Annotated in this window: 17 protein-coding genes and 1 pseudogene; 9 read left to right on the top strand and 9 right to left on the bottom strand. The window is 64.5% G+C overall.

Features of this window, described 5'->3' with window-relative positions; genetic code table 11:
* Positions 1 to 32: 32 nt before the first annotated feature.
* From AC1D3B_RS09080 to AC1D3B_RS09110, 7 genes are read right to left on the bottom strand one after another with little or no spacing between them, the layout of a single operon-like run.
* Positions 33 to 674 (bottom strand): ThuA domain-containing protein, encoded by a 642-nt coding sequence (locus AC1D3B_RS09080; RefSeq protein ID WP_478190318.1) that lies wholly within the window; start codon positions 672 to 674, stop codon positions 33 to 35.
* A gap of 30 nt (positions 675 to 704) precedes the next feature.
* Entirely contained in the window at positions 705 to 1,802 is a 1,098-nt protein-coding gene (locus AC1D3B_RS09085) for a Gfo/Idh/MocA family protein (protein ID WP_478190319.1), read from the bottom strand.
* A gap of 22 nt (positions 1,803 to 1,824) precedes the next feature.
* Positions 1,825 to 3,306, bottom strand: a complete 1,482-nt coding sequence (locus AC1D3B_RS09090) for a glycoside hydrolase family 5 protein (protein ID WP_478190320.1) — start codon at positions 3,304 to 3,306, stop codon at positions 1,825 to 1,827.
* Between the two features lie 19 nt (positions 3,307 to 3,325).
* Positions 3,326 to 4,387, bottom strand: coding sequence for an ABC transporter ATP-binding protein (locus AC1D3B_RS09095; RefSeq protein ID WP_478190321.1), 1,062 nt, complete (start codon positions 4,385 to 4,387; stop codon positions 3,326 to 3,328).
* Between the two features lie 52 nt (positions 4,388 to 4,439).
* Positions 4,440 to 5,252, bottom strand: coding sequence for a carbohydrate ABC transporter permease (locus AC1D3B_RS09100; protein ID WP_478190322.1), 813 nt, complete (start codon positions 5,250 to 5,252; stop codon positions 4,440 to 4,442).
* 31 nt (positions 5,253 to 5,283) lie between these two features.
* Entirely contained in the window at positions 5,284 to 6,231 is a 948-nt protein-coding gene (locus AC1D3B_RS09105; protein ID WP_478190323.1) for a carbohydrate ABC transporter permease, read from the bottom strand.
* Positions 6,232 to 6,256: 25 nt separating this feature from the next.
* The gene (locus AC1D3B_RS09110; protein WP_478190324.1) at positions 6,257 to 7,537 is read right to left on the bottom strand and encodes an ABC transporter substrate-binding protein; all 1,281 of its coding nucleotides are present in this window, start codon (positions 7,535 to 7,537) and stop codon (positions 6,257 to 6,259) included.
* A gap of 146 nt (positions 7,538 to 7,683) precedes the next feature.
* On the opposite strand from AC1D3B_RS09110, the gene AC1D3B_RS09115 reads away from it, so the two are divergent.
* The 9 genes and pseudogenes from AC1D3B_RS09115 to AC1D3B_RS09155 all read left to right on the top strand — a co-directional run.
* Positions 7,684 to 9,003 carry an ROK family transcriptional regulator gene (locus AC1D3B_RS09115; protein WP_478190325.1) on the top strand — a complete coding sequence of 440 codons (1,320 nt, stop codon included), beginning with the start codon at positions 7,684 to 7,686 and terminating at the stop codon, positions 9,001 to 9,003.
* Between the two features lie 148 nt (positions 9,004 to 9,151).
* Positions 9,152 to 10,165 carry a phosphogluconate dehydrogenase (NAD(+)-dependent, decarboxylating) gene (gene gnd, locus AC1D3B_RS09120; RefSeq protein ID WP_478190326.1) on the top strand — a complete coding sequence of 338 codons (1,014 nt, stop codon included), beginning with the start codon at positions 9,152 to 9,154 and terminating at the stop codon, positions 10,163 to 10,165.
* Entirely contained in the window at positions 10,162 to 12,234 is a 2,073-nt protein-coding gene (tkt, locus tag AC1D3B_RS09125) for a transketolase (RefSeq protein WP_478190327.1), read from the top strand. Before gnd ends, tkt begins: the two co-directional genes overlap by 4 nt.
* Positions 12,235 to 12,245: 11 nt before the next feature.
* Positions 12,246 to 13,901: a phosphoglucomutase (alpha-D-glucose-1,6-bisphosphate-dependent) gene (gene pgm, locus AC1D3B_RS09130; RefSeq protein ID WP_478190328.1), complete on the top strand. Its 1,656-nt coding sequence runs from the start codon at positions 12,246 to 12,248 to the stop codon at positions 13,899 to 13,901.
* A 98-nt stretch (positions 13,902 to 13,999) separates the two neighbouring features.
* The gene (locus tag AC1D3B_RS09135) at positions 14,000 to 14,632 is read left to right on the top strand and encodes a response regulator (protein WP_478190329.1); all 633 of its coding nucleotides are present in this window, start codon (positions 14,000 to 14,002) and stop codon (positions 14,630 to 14,632) included.
* Positions 14,633 to 14,788: 156 nt separating this feature from the next.
* Positions 14,789 to 15,094 carry a hypothetical protein gene (locus AC1D3B_RS09140; RefSeq protein WP_478190330.1) on the top strand — a complete coding sequence of 102 codons (306 nt, stop codon included), beginning with the start codon at positions 14,789 to 14,791 and terminating at the stop codon, positions 15,092 to 15,094.
* 129 nt (positions 15,095 to 15,223) lie between these two features.
* Entirely contained in the window at positions 15,224 to 15,385 is a 162-nt protein-coding gene (locus AC1D3B_RS09145) for a hypothetical protein (RefSeq protein ID WP_478190331.1), read from the top strand.
* A 17-nt stretch (positions 15,386 to 15,402) separates the two neighbouring features.
* Positions 15,403 to 15,798 (top strand): hypothetical protein, encoded by a 396-nt coding sequence (locus AC1D3B_RS09150; RefSeq protein ID WP_478190332.1) that lies wholly within the window; start codon positions 15,403 to 15,405, stop codon positions 15,796 to 15,798.
* A 48-nt stretch (positions 15,799 to 15,846) separates the two neighbouring features.
* A pseudogene (locus AC1D3B_RS09155) lies at positions 15,847 to 16,110 on the top strand (acyl-CoA dehydrogenase family protein); the annotation flags it as partial.
* 12 nt (positions 16,111 to 16,122) lie between these two features.
* Here AC1D3B_RS09155 and AC1D3B_RS09160 read toward each other — a convergent pair.
* On the bottom strand, positions 16,123 to 16,890 hold the full coding sequence (locus tag AC1D3B_RS09160; RefSeq protein ID WP_478190333.1) for a crotonase/enoyl-CoA hydratase family protein: 768 nt from the start codon (positions 16,888 to 16,890) through the stop codon (positions 16,123 to 16,125).
* Between the two features lie 44 nt (positions 16,891 to 16,934).
* On the bottom strand, positions 16,935 to 17,138 hold the full coding sequence (locus tag AC1D3B_RS09165) for a hypothetical protein (RefSeq protein WP_478190334.1): 204 nt from the start codon (positions 17,136 to 17,138) through the stop codon (positions 16,935 to 16,937).
* Positions 17,139 to 17,179: the final 41 nt, after the last annotated feature.

Below are 17,179 nucleotides of genomic sequence, written 5' to 3' on the forward strand. Positions count from 1 at the left end.
AAGTCCTGAATTCAGCGAGAGGAACCGTGGTGTCAGCGCGCAGCCCAAAGCATGCCGCGCTCGAAGATCGTGCGCATCTGCGGCACCTCGAACTCCTTGGCGACATGGCCGAGCGCGCTGTAGAACACCCGCCCTTGCCCGTGCCGGCGCTTCCACACCACCGGCATCACGACGCCATCGATCCACGGCGCATGTTCTCCAGTGAACTTCGTCGTCGCCAGCACCTCGTTGGATGGGTCGACGTGCATGTAGTACTGCTCCGAGCGATAGTCGAAGTCGCCGATGCCCTTCATCACCGGGTCGTCCGGCCGGGCGACGTTGACGCGGAAGTCGATGACGTTGCCGGGGTGAGCGACCCATTGACCTCCAGTCATGAACTGGTAGTCGACCGCCTCGCGAAAGGCGTCGCACATCCCGCCATGAAAACCTGCGAGGCCGACGCCGTCACGCACGGCCTGGGTCAGGTTGGAGAGCTCGTCCTTTTCGATCTTCGCCATCGTGATGATCGGAACGATCAGGCTCAGGTCCTTGATGGCCGGGTCCGAGAACGCCTTCGTCGAGTCTTCGACACGGACCTTGAAGCCGTGCTCCGCCAACATGGCCGAAACGATCTTCGCGCCTTGTTCGGGCTCGTGCCCACTCCAGCCGCCCCACACAATCATGGCTTCACGCATTTGAATTGCCTTTTCAGTTCACGGATGGGTTCAGCCGAGGGCGCCCGCCGAGAATGCGGTCGGCAGTATCTGCGGCCGCTCGGGCTTGGTCTCGATGCTCACGTGGCGGCCGAGTCGCGACGAAGTCTCGAACGCCTCCATCACTTCGAGCACATGAAGGGCCAGTTCGCCCGACGCACGGTGCGGGCGGTTGGTTCGAATGGCATGCGCCATGTCGGCCACGCCGATGCTTCGGTAGTTCCCGTCCCCGTAGGCATGTCCGATGGGCTGATCAGCCCACTCCTGCCCGGCTTGCGCGAGTTGGATCGTTCCGCCGAAGTAGTTCGGGTCCGGCACGATCATGCTGGCCTCGGTGCCGTAGAGCTCGATGGGCACGTGCCGGTGCTTCGGCACGTCGAAGCTGGTGGCGATCGAAACGATGGCGCCTGAAGCGAACTCCATCGTGCCGGCGACATGGGTGGCCACCTCGACATCTATCCTCGTGCCCTTGAGCGGCTCGCTGGTGATGAGGCGTTCGCTGCGCACGCGCGAGGTCAACCCGGAGACGCGCGCGACCGGTCCGATGAGGTTGACCAACGCCGTGATGTAGTACGGCCCCATGTCGAGCATCGGACCACCACCGGCTGCGTAGTAGAAGGCAGGATTCGGATGCCAGCGCTCGTGACCGGGGCACATGAAAGTCGCCGTACCAGCAACTGGCTGGCCGATCGCGCCTTCGTCGATGAGCTTGCGACACGTCTGGTGCGCCCCACCCAGAAAGGTGTCGGGCGCACAACCGACGCGTAGACCCCGCTTGTCGGCGGCTTCGAGCAGCGTTCGCGCGTGGGATGTCGTGAGCGCCAACGGCTTCTCGGAATGGACGTGCTTTCCGGCAGCGAGCGCCATCAGGCCGACCTCGACGTGCGCCGCCGGAATCGTCAGGTTGACGATGATCTCGATCGCGGGGTCGCGCAAGAGTTCATCGACCGAGACCGCCTTGAGTCCGAACTGTGACGCGCGCGCCTGCGCTGCCTCAGGCTTCATGTCGGCGACGCCCCGGATGTCGAGGATCGGGAACTTCGTCGCGGCCTTCAAGTAAGCCTCGCTGATGTTTCCGCAGCCTATGAAGCCAATGCCTACCTTGTCCATGAGTGATCTCTCGGTGAATCTGTCAGTCGGCTGACGACGTCGGGAGGGAGGCGTACTTCCTCACGATGCCGGCGAGTTCATCGTTCACCTTGCACTGTTTCAGCGAGAAAGAAGCAAGGACCTGGTCGATCTGCGACTCCGACAAGTCCTTGAACAGGCTGGCGTAGTTCCGCTGCATCAAGGCGCTCGTGTAGAAGCAGAGCACCGCCGAACTGAAGCACGTGCGGTTGTAGTTCTTCGTGATGCTGTCGTCGCCGATGACCTCGTAGATCTGCTCCGCCAATCTTGCGGTTTCCTGCTTGACCGGCGTCTGCGGCATCCACGCCATCCAGTCATCGGTGCCCAACTGCTCCTTCTTCCTGATGAAGTCGCCGACACGCTGCCTGTACTCCGACTCGGGGTCGAGAGTCACCAGGCCCATGACGCCGACGTCCTTGTAGGTCCAGGTGGTCCAATGCGCGCCATGGCGCTCGAAGATGCCGATCTGGTCGTCCATTGCACGGAGGCGGTCCGGCACGCCTTCCAGCCCACCGTTGTAGACCGATCCGAACTCCCCGACCCACAAGGGGACGCCATGCTTCTTCGTGAACACGGTCCCTTCGTGGCTCTGGAACACGGCCTCTTGCTTCGCCAGGTCCCAGTGCTCCGGGCCATCGCTACGGAGGGGTCCCGCGTTGATCGTTCCGGGATACTGACCTGGACCGAAGCCCGCGATGGTGTAGTTGTGGCTGCTGTAGACAAGGTTCTCCGCGAACGGCGCTTCCAGCCCATCGAACAGGTAGGAATATCGATCGCCTTCGAGGAAGATGATGTGCCTGGGATCGATCTCCCTCACTGCGGCAACGGCCCGCCGATAGACGGCGTTCATCAGGTCCCAGTCCGGAAGATAGTTCTTCTGGACATTCCAGGGCAGATCGCCGAACTGGTTGTTCACGCAAGGCTCGTTCATCAGGTTGAAGCCCGCGACGACGGCTTCGTCCTTGTATCGCCTGGCGATCTCCTTCCACAAGGCAATGAACCTGTCCTGGTAGTGCGTGTGATTCCAGAACAGGCTGTGCCTGTTGGCGTTGTCCGAATGCCAATGCACGTTCTGCCACCCCTGGACGGCGTGAAGGTCGAGGATGGCGTAGAGGCCATGCTTCTCGCACCACCGGAGCACCTGCGTCAGCCGCTGGAAGCCGGCTTCCTTGTAGATGAAGGGCGTCCGGTCGTCCTCGAAATGCCTGTAGTTCAGCGGGAGCCTCACAACGGTGGTGCCAAGGCTCTTGAGGTATTCGATGTCCGCTTCATTGAAGAAGTGGTCGTGAAATCGCTCGAAGAAGAATTCAGCCTTCGACTTCCCCAGAACCTCGGCCATCTCGACCCGCAGCGTGTGCTCTGCGCCGGAGAACCCGTTGATGAAGTCCTCCATGTTCATCCAGCCGCCGACACAGGTGCCTCTGAGCCACACGCTCTTGCCCTGCACATCGACGATCCGGTTGGCCTTTACGCTTAGAAAATCCATTGCCACTGCTCCTGTTGCATCAGTTGATTCGTTGCTCGGTCGCCGCGTCGAACAGATGCGCGTGCTCGCGCTGTGCGGCGATCCGGATGACTTCGCCGGGGCGAGCGGTGATGCGCTCGCGGAAGACCGCGGTGATCGCCTGGCCACCGAGCTGTGCCATCACCTGGGTCTCGGAGCCGGTCGGCTCGACCACCTCCACCGTGATCGGGAAGCCCGCGCTGTCGAGTGCAAAGTGCTCTGGCCGGATGCCATAGACCGCAGGCAGTCCCGGCGTCGCCGTCGGTGCGTTCGAGAAGGGCAACGTCAGTCCGGCCGGTCCATCGACGACGAAGCCCTCCCGCTCCACCTTCCCCTTGATGAGGTTCATCGCAGGACTGCCGATGAAGCCGGCAACGAACAAGTTGGCCGGACGGTCGTACAGGTCGAGCGGTGCGCCCACCTGCTCGACGACACCGTCATGCAAGACGACGATCTTGTCGGCCATGGTCATGGCCTCGACCTGGTCATGGGTCACGTAGACGATGGTGGTTCCCAGGCGCTGGTGCAGCGCCTTGATCTCGGTGCGCATCTGCACCCGGAGCTTGGCGTCGAGGTTGGACAGCGGCTCGTCGAACAGGAACACCTTGGGGTCGCGGACAATCGCCCGGCCCATCGCGACGCGCTGGCGCTGGCCACCCGAGAGTTCCTTCGGCAGGCGACCCAGCAGCGGCTCCAGGCTGAGGATCTTCGCCGCGCGCGCGACCTTCGGTTCGATCTCGCTCTTCTTCGCGCCGCCCATCCTGAGCGAGAAGGCCATGTTCTGCTCGACCGTCATGTGCGGATACAGCGCGTAGCTCTGGAACACCATCGCGATGTCGCGTTCCTTCGGTGCGACATCGTTGACCACCTTCTCGCCGATGCGGATCTCGCCGCCCGAGATGTCCTCGAGACCGGCAATCATCCGCAGCAGCGTCGACTTTCCGCAGCCGGAAGGGCCGACGAGGATCACGAACTCACCGTCATCGATTTCGACATCGACCCCACGGATGACCGACACCGGGCCATAGTCCTTCTGGACTTTTCTGATACTGACTGAAGACATGATGGGTCCTTCTAGTTCTGCGTTGCCGCGCCGAGCGCGCGAGCGACAGAAGTCATCCCTTGACAGAGCCGGAGGTCAAGCCGGCCACGATGTGCTTTTGCGCGGCGAAGAACATGATCACGGCCGGAAGGATCGTGAGCGTGATGAACGCCAGCACCAGGTTCCAGTCGGTCGAGTACTCGCCCTGGTACGCCATGATTCCGAGAGGCCACGTGTAGAGCGTCTCGCGGTTGAAGACCACCAAGGGCAGCAGGTAGGAGTTCCAGCTGTGCACGAAGACGATCACCGACACCGTTGCCAGGATGGGTCGCGACAGGGGCAGCACGATGTGCCAGAAGAACCTGAAGTAGCCGCAGCCGTCGATCAATGCCGCCTCGAACAATTCCGCCGGCAGTTGCTTGAAGTAGTTGCGGAACAGCAGGATGCTCGACGCCAGGCCGAAAGCGACCTGCGGCAGGACGACGCCCCAGTAGTTGTCGAGCAGCCCCAGGTCCCGGATCTGGATGAACAGCGGCAGGATCGCGGTTGCCGCGGGGAACATCAGTCCGAGAAGAAGGTAGTTGACGAGGAATGTCGAGCCGAAGAACTGGATGTGCACGAACACGAACGCGGCCATCGCCGAGACCATGACCGTCAGGATGACGGTCAGCACCGCGATCACCGCGGAATTCCCCATCAATTGCCAGTAGCGGCTCCCGCCCAGGATGTCCCAGTAGTTCCGCCATTCCCAATGCGCCGGAATCCCGAAGGGATTGACGCGCAGGTCTCCGAGGGTCTTGAATCCGCCGAGGACCGTGGCGACCAGCGGGATCAGCACCAGGCCGGCGACGAGGAACAGCGCTGCATAGCGGACGACCGGCGACATGCTCGCGGACTTCGGCGCAGATGAATCGTGACTAGTCATGGCGCATCAGGACCCGCTTGTAGCCAAAGGCGAAGACGACGCAGATCAGGAACAGGACAACGCCGACGGCACTGCCGAATCCGATCTCCGTGCGGGTGACGCCGTAGCTGTAGAGGAACGTCACCATGGTCTGCGTGCTGTCGGACGGGCCGCCCTTGGTCAGCGGCATGATCAGATCGAACAACTGGATCGAACCCAGGATCGCGAAGAACACCGACAGCCTGATCGTCGAACCAAGCAATGGAACAGTGATCCGGCTGAAGATCTGCCAGCGTGACGCGCCGTCGATGCGGGCGGCCTCGTACAGGCTGCGATCGATCTGCTGCAATCCGGCGATGTAGAGGATCATGTGGAAGCCGAAGTACTTCCAGATCACGACGACCAGGATGGCATACATGGCGAGGTCGGGCTCGGACAGCACATAGGGCGCCGTCGCTCCGAACGATTCCCAGATCTTGGCCAGCAAGCCGTAGTCGCCGTCGTAGACAAAACGCCAGATCAGGCCGGCCGCGATCTCCGCCAGGATGTACGGCAGGAAGAAGATCAATCTGAACGTGGTCGTGCCACGCACCCGGTCGACGAGCAATACCGCCATCGCCAGTGCCAAAGGCAACTGCACGACCAGCGAGCTCACGATGATCAGCAGGTTGTTGCCAAGGGCCGTGTGGAACGCTGGGTTCTTGAAGAGGTCCACGAAGTTCCGCCAGCCGACGAAATTCGTGGGAACACCGTAGCCATTCCAGCTGAAGAAGCTGTACCAGCCGGCCGCCCCCATGGGCAAGGCGACGAACAAGGTGAACAGCAAGATCGCCGGCGGAAGAAAGAACAGCAGGACTGTCGTTGTTCCGCCGATTCGCTTGGATGGCTTGCGACGCCAGGCCCGCGAAGAGCCGGTCCGGGCCGCCGCCATGGCACCCGCACTGTGATCGATCGTCGTCACGATTGCGCGAGGTCGTGCGAGTGGTTCAGTTGGCGCTGTTGGCGCGCTGCCAGGCGGCTTGCACGGCAGCCGCTGCATCTGCCGGCTTCATCTTCCCCGTGGCGAGGTCGACCGACACGTCATTGACTACTGCGCCGACCGACGGGCCAAGCATCTGGTCGTAATAGATCTGGTGGTAATGGGACTTCGCAACGTTGTCGGCCAGTTGGCGAAGAATCGGATTGGCAATTGCATCCTGCGTTCCATTCACCACGGGGATGTAGGAACCGCGCTCGGCTGGCACCCGCTGATTCTTCGCCTCCGACATGAAGCGCAGGAATTCGACGGCCTCTTTCGGCGAGCCCTTGGTGACAAGCCAGCCATTCATTCCGCCCAGCGTGTCGCTCGGGTCGCCCTTGCCACCCGCAACGACCGGGAACGGAAACCATCCCAGCTTGTCCTCGGGAATGCCGAGCTTGTTCGCGGAGTTCGCCTTCATCGAGCCGAGCATCGCGTTCAGCATCAGGACCATCGCGCCCTTGCCGTCGCCGAACTGACCAGACGACTGGGGAAAGGTGCTGCCGAGGTAGCCCGGCTGGAACGGCTTCAGATCCGTGAGCTGCTGGAACAACGTGCCCGCCTGTACGAAGGTATCGCCCGCGAAGCCCTTGCCCTCGCCTTGCATGGCGGCATCGAACGCGCCCTTGCCTCCGACTCGCAGGGCCAGGTGCGACCAATAGAAGTGCAGCGGCCACTTGTCCCCGCCACCGACGATGATCGGCGTGGTTCCCGAGTCCTTGATCTTCTTCACTGCGCCGAGCAGGTCGTCCCAGGTCTTGATCGACCCTGCGTCGACCCCGGCCTTTGCAAAGAGGTCCTTGTTGTAGAAAAACCCGACCTGGCCCAGCTGCAACGGCACACCGTAGACCTTGCCGTTGACGGTATAGGCCTGCATCGCGGCTGGCATGAAGCTCTCGCGCCACTTTGCGTCCATCGGCGTCGACAGGTCCTCGACGACGCCGGCCTTGATCTGATCCCTCATCGTTCCGCCGCCCCAGCTGTAGAGGATGTTGGGCCGATCGGGCGATTGCAGGAGCGTCGTCAGCTTCTTCTTGTATGACTCGTTCTCGAGGTACTGGATCTCGACCTTGACGCCAGGGTGCGTCGACTCAAAACGCCGCGCAACGTCGTTGTAGAAAGCGCCGACGTCGGGGTTCTGATCCACGTGCATCAGACGAACGGTCGTGTCGGCGGCCAGGACCGCGGCAGAGGACAACCACATCCCTGCGGCGAGCATGGCAGTGGAAACCAACTTGATGCGTTTCATGGTGTCTCCTATTTGTTTGATGGCCAAACAAATGTGCCATCCGCCAGCGACGCGGTCACTAGGGATTACGCTGATGGTGCTAAATTTCGGGGCTGGCGTTACGCTTCCACATGTTTCCGCCAAGGCAACGGCCGCGAAAGATCGCCATGACCCACCTGACAAATCGCAACGTGAGACCATTAATTCGACCAGCAGCCATAAAGCGCACGAGCGAGCCGAAGGAGCAGATCGCCACGCCAATTCCAGTCACGGGAGACCAGGCGCTTGTCAAGAGCATCAATCGCATTGCCCTGCTTCGCCTGCTTCGCGACCACGCAGGCATCTCGCGCGCCGGCCTGTCCGAGCGCAGCGGCCTGACGCGATCGACGGTAAGCCTGCTCATCAAGGAACTCATCGATGAAGGGTGGCTGGTCGAGGCGGATGCGTTCGTCACCGGTACCGTCGGTCGTCGGCCGACGCCTTTGCGGCTCGCCGGGAAGAACATGGTCTTGCTCGGCGTCGATCTCGCACCCGACGTCGTCCAGGTCGTGGCGACCTCGATCAATGGAGAAATCCTCGAGTCGAGCCAGGCGGCCCTCCGCTCGAAGGATCCGGATGAAGCGTGCCACCAACTCGTCGAGATGGCCACCGCTCTCTCCGCGAAGATGACACGCGGCGGTTCGCGCCTGCTGGGCATCGGCGTCGGACTGCATGGTCCGGTGGACAAGCGTTCGGGCATGCTGGAATTCGCGCCGAACATCGGCTGGCGTCATGTCGAGATCGGCCGTCGATTCGGCGCGGAACTCGCACAGGCAGGTCTGGCGGACGTGCCTGTCTACTATCACAACGAAGCCGACCTGGCCGCGGTCGGCGAGACGGAGTTCTGCGAGCGACCGGTCGACGATCCCCTGGTCTACGTCAGCTGCGGCGTCGGCGTTGGCGCAGGCATCATCCTCAACCACGCGCTGTTCACGGGCGCCAGCGGTTCAGCAGGCGAAATCGGCCATACGACCCTTGTGATCGACGGGCAGCCCTGCTCTTGCGGTCGCCTCGGTTGCGCAGAGGCATACATCGGGCTCAAGGCCATCGCAGCCGCTGCAGGTTGCTTTCAGGACGACGTCATTGACCGGCGCGCACTGCGCTCGCGCATGAGCGCTCGCGATCCAGCGACCCGGAGCGCTTTCGCGCGAGCCGGCGCAGTGCTTGGCGTGTTGCTCCAGAACGCATGGACGACCTTCAACCCGCAGGTGATCGTGCTGGGCGGCGAGACGGTGACCCTCGGCGGCGACACCCTTCTCGACGCTGCAACCAAGGTACTTTCCCAGTATGCGGAGAGGGCCGGCCTGACGGCCCCCGTGGTGAAAACGGCGCGGTACTCCGACCTGGCCACCGCCGTTGGCGGCGCGGCATATGTCCTGCACGCGATTCTCAATCCTCAGCAGCAAGCCCTTCAGTCGCAGTACGTTCCGATACCGTCGTCCGGCTAGGGCACGCAGGAAGCCATTCAAGTCGAACCGCGCTCGACTTTTCCCGTGGGCGGGAAGATGATCGCCGGCCGTCCTCCGTCGTCGTCCCTGGAACTCGACGGCGAAGGCGCCCTCACACATCAACTCAACCGGACACAGGAGCATCGCGATGCAAATCGGCATGATCGGACTCGGACGCATGGGCGCCAACATGACCAGCCGCCTGATGCGTGGAGGCCACGACTGCGTCGTGCATGACAACGCCCCCGCCTCCATCGAGCGCCTGGCCGCGCAGGGTGCGACCGGCGCGGCCACGCTGAAGGAATTCGTCGACAAGCTGACGCGGCCGCGCGCGGTCTGGCTCATGGTCCCCGCCGCGGTCGTGGACTCCGCGCTGGCCACCCTGACGCCGCTGCTCGAGCCCGGTGACATCGTCATCGACGGCGGCAACTCCTACTACCGCGATGACATCCGCCGCGCCGCCGAACTGCGTTCCCTGGGCCTTCACTACATCGACGTCGGCACCAGCGGTGGCATCGCCGGCTTCGATCGCGGCTACTGCCTGATGATCGGCGGCGAAACCGAGACCGTGCAGCACCTCTCGCCGATCTTCGCCACGCTGGCACCCGGCGCCGGCGACCACCCGCCGACCCCCGGCCGCGCCCCTGGCAGCGGCACGGCCGACCAGGGCTACCTGCACTGCGGTCCGCACGGCGCAGGGCACTTCGTCAAGATGGTCCACAACGGAATCGAGTACGGGATCATGGCCGCGTATGCGGAGGGTCTGAACATCCTCCGCGGAGCGAACATCGGCAAGGGCTCGCACGACATCGACGCCGAGACCACGCCGCTGCGCGACCCCACGGCCTACCAGTACGACATGAACCTGCCCGAGATCACCGAACTGTGGCGACGCGGCAGCGTGATCGGATCGTGGCTCCTCGACCTCACGGCCGCGGCCCTTGCAGCCGATCCGGACCTGTCGAATTTCCAGGGCCGTGTTTCCGATTCCGGCGAAGGTCGCTGGACCCTCCAGGCCGCGATCGACGAGGGCGTGCCGGCGCCCGTGTTGAGTTCGGCGGTGTACGCCCGATTCAGCTCGCGCGGAGAAGCGGACTTTTCCAACCGCGTGCTGTCGGCCCTGCGGCACCAGTTCGGCGGTCATTCGGAGAAGAAATCATGAGCGATGACGCAGCCCTCGACCTGTTGTGCATCAACACGCTGCGCACCCTGTCCATCGACGCGGTGCAGAAGGCCAACTCCGGCCATCCCGGCACGCCGATGGGCGCAGCGCCGGTCGCCTACTGCCTGTGGCAGCGGTTCCTGCGCTACGACCCGAAGGACCCCGATTGGCCGAACCGCGACCGCTTCGTGCTGTCGGTGGGCCATGCATCGGCGTTGCTCTACAGCCTGCTGCATCTGTGCGGCGTGAAGGGCAAAGGGCCGCACTACCCCGCCCAAGACAGTCCCGCGGTGTCGATGGCCGACCTGCAGAGCTTTCGCCAGGAAGGCAGCCGTTGCACCGGCCACCCCGAATACGCATGGACATCGGGCGTCGAGACCACCACCGGCCCGCTCGGCCAGGGTGTCGCGACCAGCGTCGGCATGGCGATCGCGCAGCGCTGGCTGGCGGCCACCTACAACCGGCCCGGGCACGACCTGTTCGACTACAAGGTCTATGCCCTGTGCGGCGATGGCGACATGATGGAAGGCGTGAGCGCCGAAGCCGCATCGCTCGCCGGCCACCTGAAGCTCTCCAACCTGTGCTGGATCTACGACGACAACCAGATCAGCATCGAAGGCGCGACCTCGATCACTTCCGATGAGGACGTCGGCGCACGCTTCGAAGCCTACGGCTGGAGGATCCTTCGTGTCGCCGATGCGAACGATCTCGAAACGCTCACGCAAAGCCTGCGTGAATTCAACGCCACACAGGACCGGCCGACGCTCATCGTCGTGCGAAGCCACATCGGCTATGGCGCACCGCACAAGCAGGACACCAAGGAGGCGCACGGCGAGCCGCTCGGCGCCGATGAGGTCAGGCTTGCCAAGAAATTCTTCGGCTTCGATCCCGACGTGCAATTCGCCGTGCCCGACGGCGTGCGCGCCCATTTCGAAGCGCAGTTCGGCCAACGCGGCGCGATTGCCCGCGGCGCATGGGACGCGATCCATGAGGCCTACAAGGCGCAATACCCGGAACTCGCAGCGCAGATCGACTGCATGGAGCGCTGCGAATTGCCCGAAGGATGGGACAGCGACCTGCCCGCCTTTCCGGCCGACGCCAAGGGCATGGCCACGCGCGATTCCTCCGGCAAGGTGCTGAACGCGATCGCCAAGCGTGTCCCCTGGCTCCTCGGCGGTGCCGCCGACCTGTCGCCATCGACCAAGACGGCGCTCGGCTTCGAGCAAGCCGGCGAATTCAAGAGCGGCAACTACCAGGGGCGCAACTTCCACTTCGGCATCCGCGAACACGCGATGTGCGCGATCGCCAGCGGCATGACGCTGTCGAGACTGCGCGCCTATGCCGCGACCTTCTTCATCTTCACCGACTACTGCCGCGGTGCCGTCCGGCTCGGCGCAATGATGGGCATCCCCGTCATCTACATCTGGACCCACGATTCGATCAGCATGGGAGAAGACGGTCCCACGCACCAGCCCGTCGAGCAGCTTGCGTCGTTTCGCGCCATGCCCGGCATGACGCTGCTGCGCCCGGCCGACGCCAACGAAGTCGTCGAGGCCTGGCGCGTCGTGATGCAGATGACGGACCGCCCCGCGAGCCTAGTCCTGTCGCGCCAGGCGCTGCCCACGCTCGACCGCATCCGGTATGCCAGCGCCAGCGGCGTCGCCCGCGGCGCCTATGTGCTCGCCGACGCCGCCAACGGCAAGCCCGATGTGTTGTTGATGGCAAGCGGCAGCGAGGTCGCGCTCTGCATCGCCGCGCATGAGCAATTGCAAAGCCAAGGAATCGCGGCACGCGTGGTCAGCATGCCCTCATGGGACCTCTTCGAAAAGCAGAGCGACGAATACCGCGACAGCGTGCTGCCGCCCTCCGTGGCCGCCCGCGTTTCCGTGGAAGCGGCCTCGCCGCTGGGTTGGGAGCGCTACGTCGGGCGCGAAGGCGCCATCATCGGCATGCGCTCCTTCGGTCTGTCGGCGCCCGGCAAGGTCGCCGAGGCGCACTTCGGCTTCGACGCTGCGCATGTCGTCGCTGCCGCGAAGGAACAGTTGGCAAGGCATGCGCACCCAGCCTGAGGTCCACCGCCATGGCCGAACGCATCAGTCCCCTCGCCGGCAAGCCGGCACCGCCCGAGTCCCTCATCGACGTCGACGCGCTCATCGCCGCGTACTACGCGGACGTTCCCGACCCCGGCATCGCGACACAGCGCGTTGCGTTCGGGACGTCAGGCCACCGAGGATCGGCGTTCGAACGTTCCTTCAACGAATGGCACGTGCTCGCGGTCACGCAGGCCATCTGCGACTACCGCAAGGCCAAGGGCATCGACGGGCCGCTGTTCCTCGGCATCGACACGCATGCGCTGTCGCAGCCGGCCTGCGCCAGCGCGCTCGAGGTGCTGGCCGCCAACGGCGTCGACGTGATGCTGGCAACGAATGACGAATTCACGCCGACCCCGGCCCTGTCGCATGCAATCCTGACCTACAACCGCGGGCGACAGGATGGCCTGGCCGACGGCATCGTCGTCACGCCTTCGCACAACCCGCCGCGCGACGGCGGCTTCAAGTACAACCCGCCCAACGGCGGACCGGCGGGACAGGACGTCACCGGCGGCGTCGAGGCAGCGGCCAACCGCTACATCGAACAGCGGCTCAATGGCGTCAAGCGGATGCCGCACGCAGCGGCCCTGAAGGCCGGCACGACCCACCGCCACGATTTTCTCGGCACCTATGTGGGCGACCTCGGCCATGTGATCGACATGGACGTGATCCGCGACGCCAAGGTCCGGATGGGCGTCGACCCGCTTGGGGGCGCAGGCGTCCATTACTGGGCAGCCATCGCCGATCGCTACAAGCTGGACCTGACCGTCGTCAGCGATGTGGTCGATCCGCGTTTCGGCTTCATGACACTCGACTGGGACGGGCAGATCCGCATGGACCCGTCATCGGGCTATGCGATGCAGCGCCTGCTCGACATCAAGGACCGCTTCGACGTCGGCTTCGCCTGCGACACCGACCACGACCGGCACGGCATCGTGACCGGCAGCGCCGGGCTGCTGCCGCCGAACCATTACCTCTCGGTCGTCGTCGACTATCTGTTCCAGCATCGCCCGCAATGGGCGCCGCAGATGGCCGTCGGCAAGACCGTCGTCTCGACGCAGCTCATCGATCGCCTGGCTGCCAGGCTCGGCCGAGGCCTCTACGAAGTGCCGGTGGGCTTCAAGTGGTTCGTGGACGGCCTGCTGGACGGCTCCCTCGGCTTCGTCGGGGAAGAAAGCGCGGGTGCCACTTTCCTGCGGCGCGACGGCACGGTATGGACCACCGACAAGGACGGCATCACCGCTGCGCTCCTTTCGGCGGAAATCACCGCGCGGACGGGCCGCGACCCTGGCGCGCTCTACGTCGACCTTGCCAACGAATTCGGCAATCCGGTGGCCAGCAGGATCGACGCGCCCGCGACAGTCCAGCAGAAGAGGCAGTTGTCCGCGCTGTCGCCACGACAGCTCGGCGCCACCGAACTCGCCGGAGAGAAGATCGAGAGCGTGCTGAACCATGCGCCCGCCAATGGCGCAGCGATCGGCGGCATCAAGGTGATTTCGCAGGGCGGATGGTTCGCGGCGCGGCCCTCGGGCACCGAGGACATCTACAAGATCTACGGCGAGAGTTTCCGCGGCGCGGATCACCTGCGCCGCATCCTCGACGAAGCCCAGACCATCGTCGACGCGGCCATCTCTCCTGCACGCTGATTCGCGGCTTGTCCTACGAGGTGTCGGCCCCCCCGCAGACACGCGAAGAGCCTTTCCGGCCGCATGCTCTCCCGGGCCAATAACTCGAGGAGCAAGCGATGATCAAGATCGGAATCGTGGACGACCATGCGATCGTGCGTTCGGGCCTGCGGGATTTCTTTTCGCAGCACGTCGACCTTCGCGTCGTGGGCGAGGCGGCCAGCGGCCGCGAGGCGATCGACCTGGTGCGATCCAACAAGATCGACGTGCTGGTCATGGACCTTTCCATGCCGGGCCAGAGCGGCATCGATGCGATCGCGATGGTGCGCGCCAAGGCGCCCGACACCGGCATCCTGATCCTGAGCGGCTACCCCGAGGAGCACTACGCGATGAGCCTCATCCGCCAAGGCGCGAGCGGCTACCTCAACAAGGAATGCGACCCGAAGGAAATCGTGGAGGCCATCCGCACGATTTCGCTGGGCCGGCGCTACATCACGCCCGCGGTGGCCGAGTTGCTCGCACGGCAACTCGATCGCAAGAACGACGCGGCGCCGCACGAGCAGCTCTCCGAGCGCGAATTCCAGGTGTTCCTGAAGCTGGCCACCGGTGAAACGGCCGGCAGCATCGCGGAGCATCTGTCGCTCTCGGTCAAGACGGTGAGCACCTACCGCAGCCGCCTGATGGAGAAGATGAACCTCGCCTCCAACAGCGACCTCACCTACTACGCACTGAAGAACCAGCTGATCAGCTGAGTGCCCGAGTGCAACTGATCGGGCGCAAAATCACTCTCACTCCCATCCGCCGGATGTGGAAGTGAGGGTGAAATGACAGCGCGCTTGAACGTCGGAAAGTTGCTCGGGGCAGTTGCCATCTGCCTCCCATGGATTTCGGTTGCCCAGACGGGCGCGATGGCCGGTCCGGACCTTTCGGGCGAACAGCAGGAGGCGGATTACCGCGTGATTGCGGCCCGATGCGGCACCCCGGCCTTCGAAAAGGGCTTCTACAAGCAATCCAAGGCGGCGGTCGCAGCCGGGCTGGTGGTCAAGCACCGGGACCCGGCGCAGGTCGAGAAAACCGTCACCGCCCTGCGCCGCAACCCGGTCGTGCTGATCGGCACGCAGGCGGACTGCCCGGACCAGGTCGCGCGGCTGAAGGACATACAGAAAGAGCGGGCCAAGTTGCTGGGAGGCCAGCGCCGGGCGGGCAAGGGCTAGCCGGGATCGCCCGCCGGCGCAATGTCAAAAGCTGTACGCCTTGGATTTACAACACCTGCCAATTGGCAGATTCCCACCGGCGCCGCATCCGTACAGACTGAAGCCGTTGAATCGACAGGGAAGCGGATCATGGATTCAGACCTTTACACCCTCAGCGTCCTCGCGGCGGTTCTCGTGGGCGGATGGCTGCTCGATCACCTTGGCTGGTGGGGCAGTTCGCACGTCACGGAGGAAATGGAGCGCCAGCTCCAGAAGTCGGCCGATACGATCCGCGGCGCGCCGCTGGACTGATGGAGCCGGTGCGGCCCGTGGCCGCCATGGCATCGGTGCGCAGGAAATCGGCACTGCTGGCCGCCGTCTCGCTCGTGCTCGCGGCGCTTGGACTGGAGGCCTATGCGGCTGGCTACCCGATGGGCATGTCCCTTCTGGCGGCGGCCACGCTGCAGGCCCTGATTTGCTCGGCGATATTCCGCAGCCGCCTGCTGATCGCGGTGGTGGTCGCCAATTTCCTGCTCTTCGTGGCGCATGCCGTCGTGATCAGCCCCTCCTTGAGCCAACCACATCCCCCAGGGATCTTCCAACTGGGCGATTTCTGCTGCGCCGTGCTGGCAGGCGCCTCGCTGGTCTTCACGCCGGTCGAGACGATGGCACTGGTGGTCCGTGACGCCTACCTGAAGCGCCCGCGCCGCCGGAATCCGCGCTGAAATCCGGCGATCGAGAGGCCCGGCGGGTGCACCGCCGCGCCCCCGTGCCTGAAGGCGGCCGACATGATGGACCGGGTGGGCAACAAGGTCGCGCGACTCGAGATCGCGATGATCAAGGTCGCCGCGCCGCGCATGGCGCTGAAGATCATCGACGATGCCATCCAGGCGCACGGCGCGGGCGGCGTGACCACCGATTTCGGCCTTGCCAAGCAGTACGCGAGCATGCGCACGATGCGGCTGGCCGATGGGCCGGACGAAGTGCACAACCGCGCGATCGCGCGGATGGAATACGGCAAGCACCGCGTCACCTGAGGACGCGCCGGTCTACTTGCCGTGTCGGCCGGCGCCGGCGACGAATCGTGCCGCACCGGCCTCGCCTTCCGCGAGCACGATGGGCACACCCCGCTTGCCTTCGCGGCGCAACGCCATGTCCAGCGGAAGATCCCACTGTTCGTAGGCGGAACGGCGATCCGCCAACATGCACTGCTGGGGGAAGCCCGAGATCTGCCGGGCCAGTTCTTGCGCAACCGCCAACGCGCCACCCGGCGGCGTGATTCGATTCACCAGCCCCATCGCCAACGCCTCGGGTGCCGGCACGGCGCGGCCCGTGAGGATCAGATCGAGCGCGCGGCCCATCCCGACGATGCGCGGCAGGCGCACGGTGCCGCCATCGATCAGCGGCACGCCCCAGCGGCGGCAGAACACGCCGAAGGTCGCGTCTTCATCCGCTACGCGGAGGTCCGCCAGCAGCGCGAGTTCCAGTCCACCGGCCACCGCATAGCCATTGACGGCGGCAATCAGTGGCTTCGACAGCGCCATGCGTGTAGGCCCCATCGGCCCGCCTCCCTCGCCCTCGGGGTCCAGCTTGTTGCGCTCGGCCGGATTGCCGACCGCACCAAGATCGGCGCCGCCGCAGAAGTGGCCGCCGGCGCCCGTCAGCACCGCGACGCGCAACGCCTCGTCGGCCTCGAAGCGCTCGAACGCAGCCAACAGTTCGGCCGCGACGACGCCGTTGACGGCATTGCGCTTCTCCGGCCGGTTCAGGGTGATGGTGCAGACCGCTTGGTCGACTTCGAATGAAACGTGGGACATGGCATGCCTCTCTTCCTTCGAGCGGACTGGGCTCGGTCCAGGGATTACTTCGCGAGGTCGCTCAGGTTCACCGATCTTGGCACGGATGGCCGTGGCGTCGGTCGTGGTGCCGGCCAGCTCGCGCCGGCCAGTGCGTGCACCAGCGCATAGTTGTACGAAGACTCGGTGGTCGGGTCCTTGTCAGCGCCATAGGCCTTGCGATAGGCCGCCGCGAAGGTCTTGGGCCCCACGCGTTCGTCATACGACACCGGCAACACGCCGATCGACCCTTCGAGCGGTGTCAGGCCGG

It is taken from the genome of Variovorax sp. P5_A3 (assembly GCF_056400665.1).

Bases quoted from the DNA above. Each gene is read 5' to 3' on its own strand.
- AC1D3B_RS09110 (WP_478190324.1), bottom strand. From the start codon at position 7,537: ATGAAACGCATCAAGTTGGTTTCCACTGCCATGCTCGCCGCAGGGATG.
- AC1D3B_RS09135 (WP_478190329.1), top strand. From the start codon at position 14,000: ATGATCAAGATCGGAATCGTGGACGACCATGCGATCGTGCGTTCGGGC.
- AC1D3B_RS09140 (WP_478190330.1), top strand. From the start codon at position 14,789: ATGGCCGGTCCGGACCTTTCGGGCGAACAGCAGGAGGCGGATTACCGC.
- AC1D3B_RS09090 (WP_478190320.1), bottom strand. From the start codon at position 3,306: ATGGATTTTCTAAGCGTAAAGGCCAACCGGATCGTCGATGTGCAGGGC.
- AC1D3B_RS09085 (WP_478190319.1), bottom strand. From the start codon at position 1,802: ATGGACAAGGTAGGCATTGGCTTCATAGGCTGCGGAAACATCAGCGAG.
- gnd (WP_478190326.1), top strand. From the start codon at position 9,152: ATGCAAATCGGCATGATCGGACTCGGACGCATGGGCGCCAACATGACC.
- AC1D3B_RS09115 (WP_478190325.1), top strand. From the start codon at position 7,684: ATGACCCACCTGACAAATCGCAACGTGAGACCATTAATTCGACCAGCA.
- AC1D3B_RS09160 (WP_478190333.1), bottom strand. From the start codon at position 16,890: ATGTCCCACGTTTCATTCGAAGTCGACCAAGCGGTCTGCACCATCACC.
- AC1D3B_RS09100 (WP_478190322.1), bottom strand. From the start codon at position 5,252: ATGTCGCCGGTCGTCCGCTATGCAGCGCTGTTCCTCGTCGCCGGCCTG.
- AC1D3B_RS09095 (WP_478190321.1), bottom strand. From the start codon at position 4,387: ATGTCTTCAGTCAGTATCAGAAAAGTCCAGAAGGACTATGGCCCGGTG.
- AC1D3B_RS09080 (WP_478190318.1), bottom strand. From the start codon at position 674: ATGCGTGAAGCCATGATTGTGTGGGGCGGCTGGAGTGGGCACGAGCCC.
- AC1D3B_RS09145 (WP_478190331.1), top strand. From the start codon at position 15,224: ATGGATTCAGACCTTTACACCCTCAGCGTCCTCGCGGCGGTTCTCGTG.
- tkt (WP_478190327.1), top strand. From the start codon at position 10,162: ATGAGCGATGACGCAGCCCTCGACCTGTTGTGCATCAACACGCTGCGC.
- pgm (WP_478190328.1), top strand. From the start codon at position 12,246: ATGGCCGAACGCATCAGTCCCCTCGCCGGCAAGCCGGCACCGCCCGAG.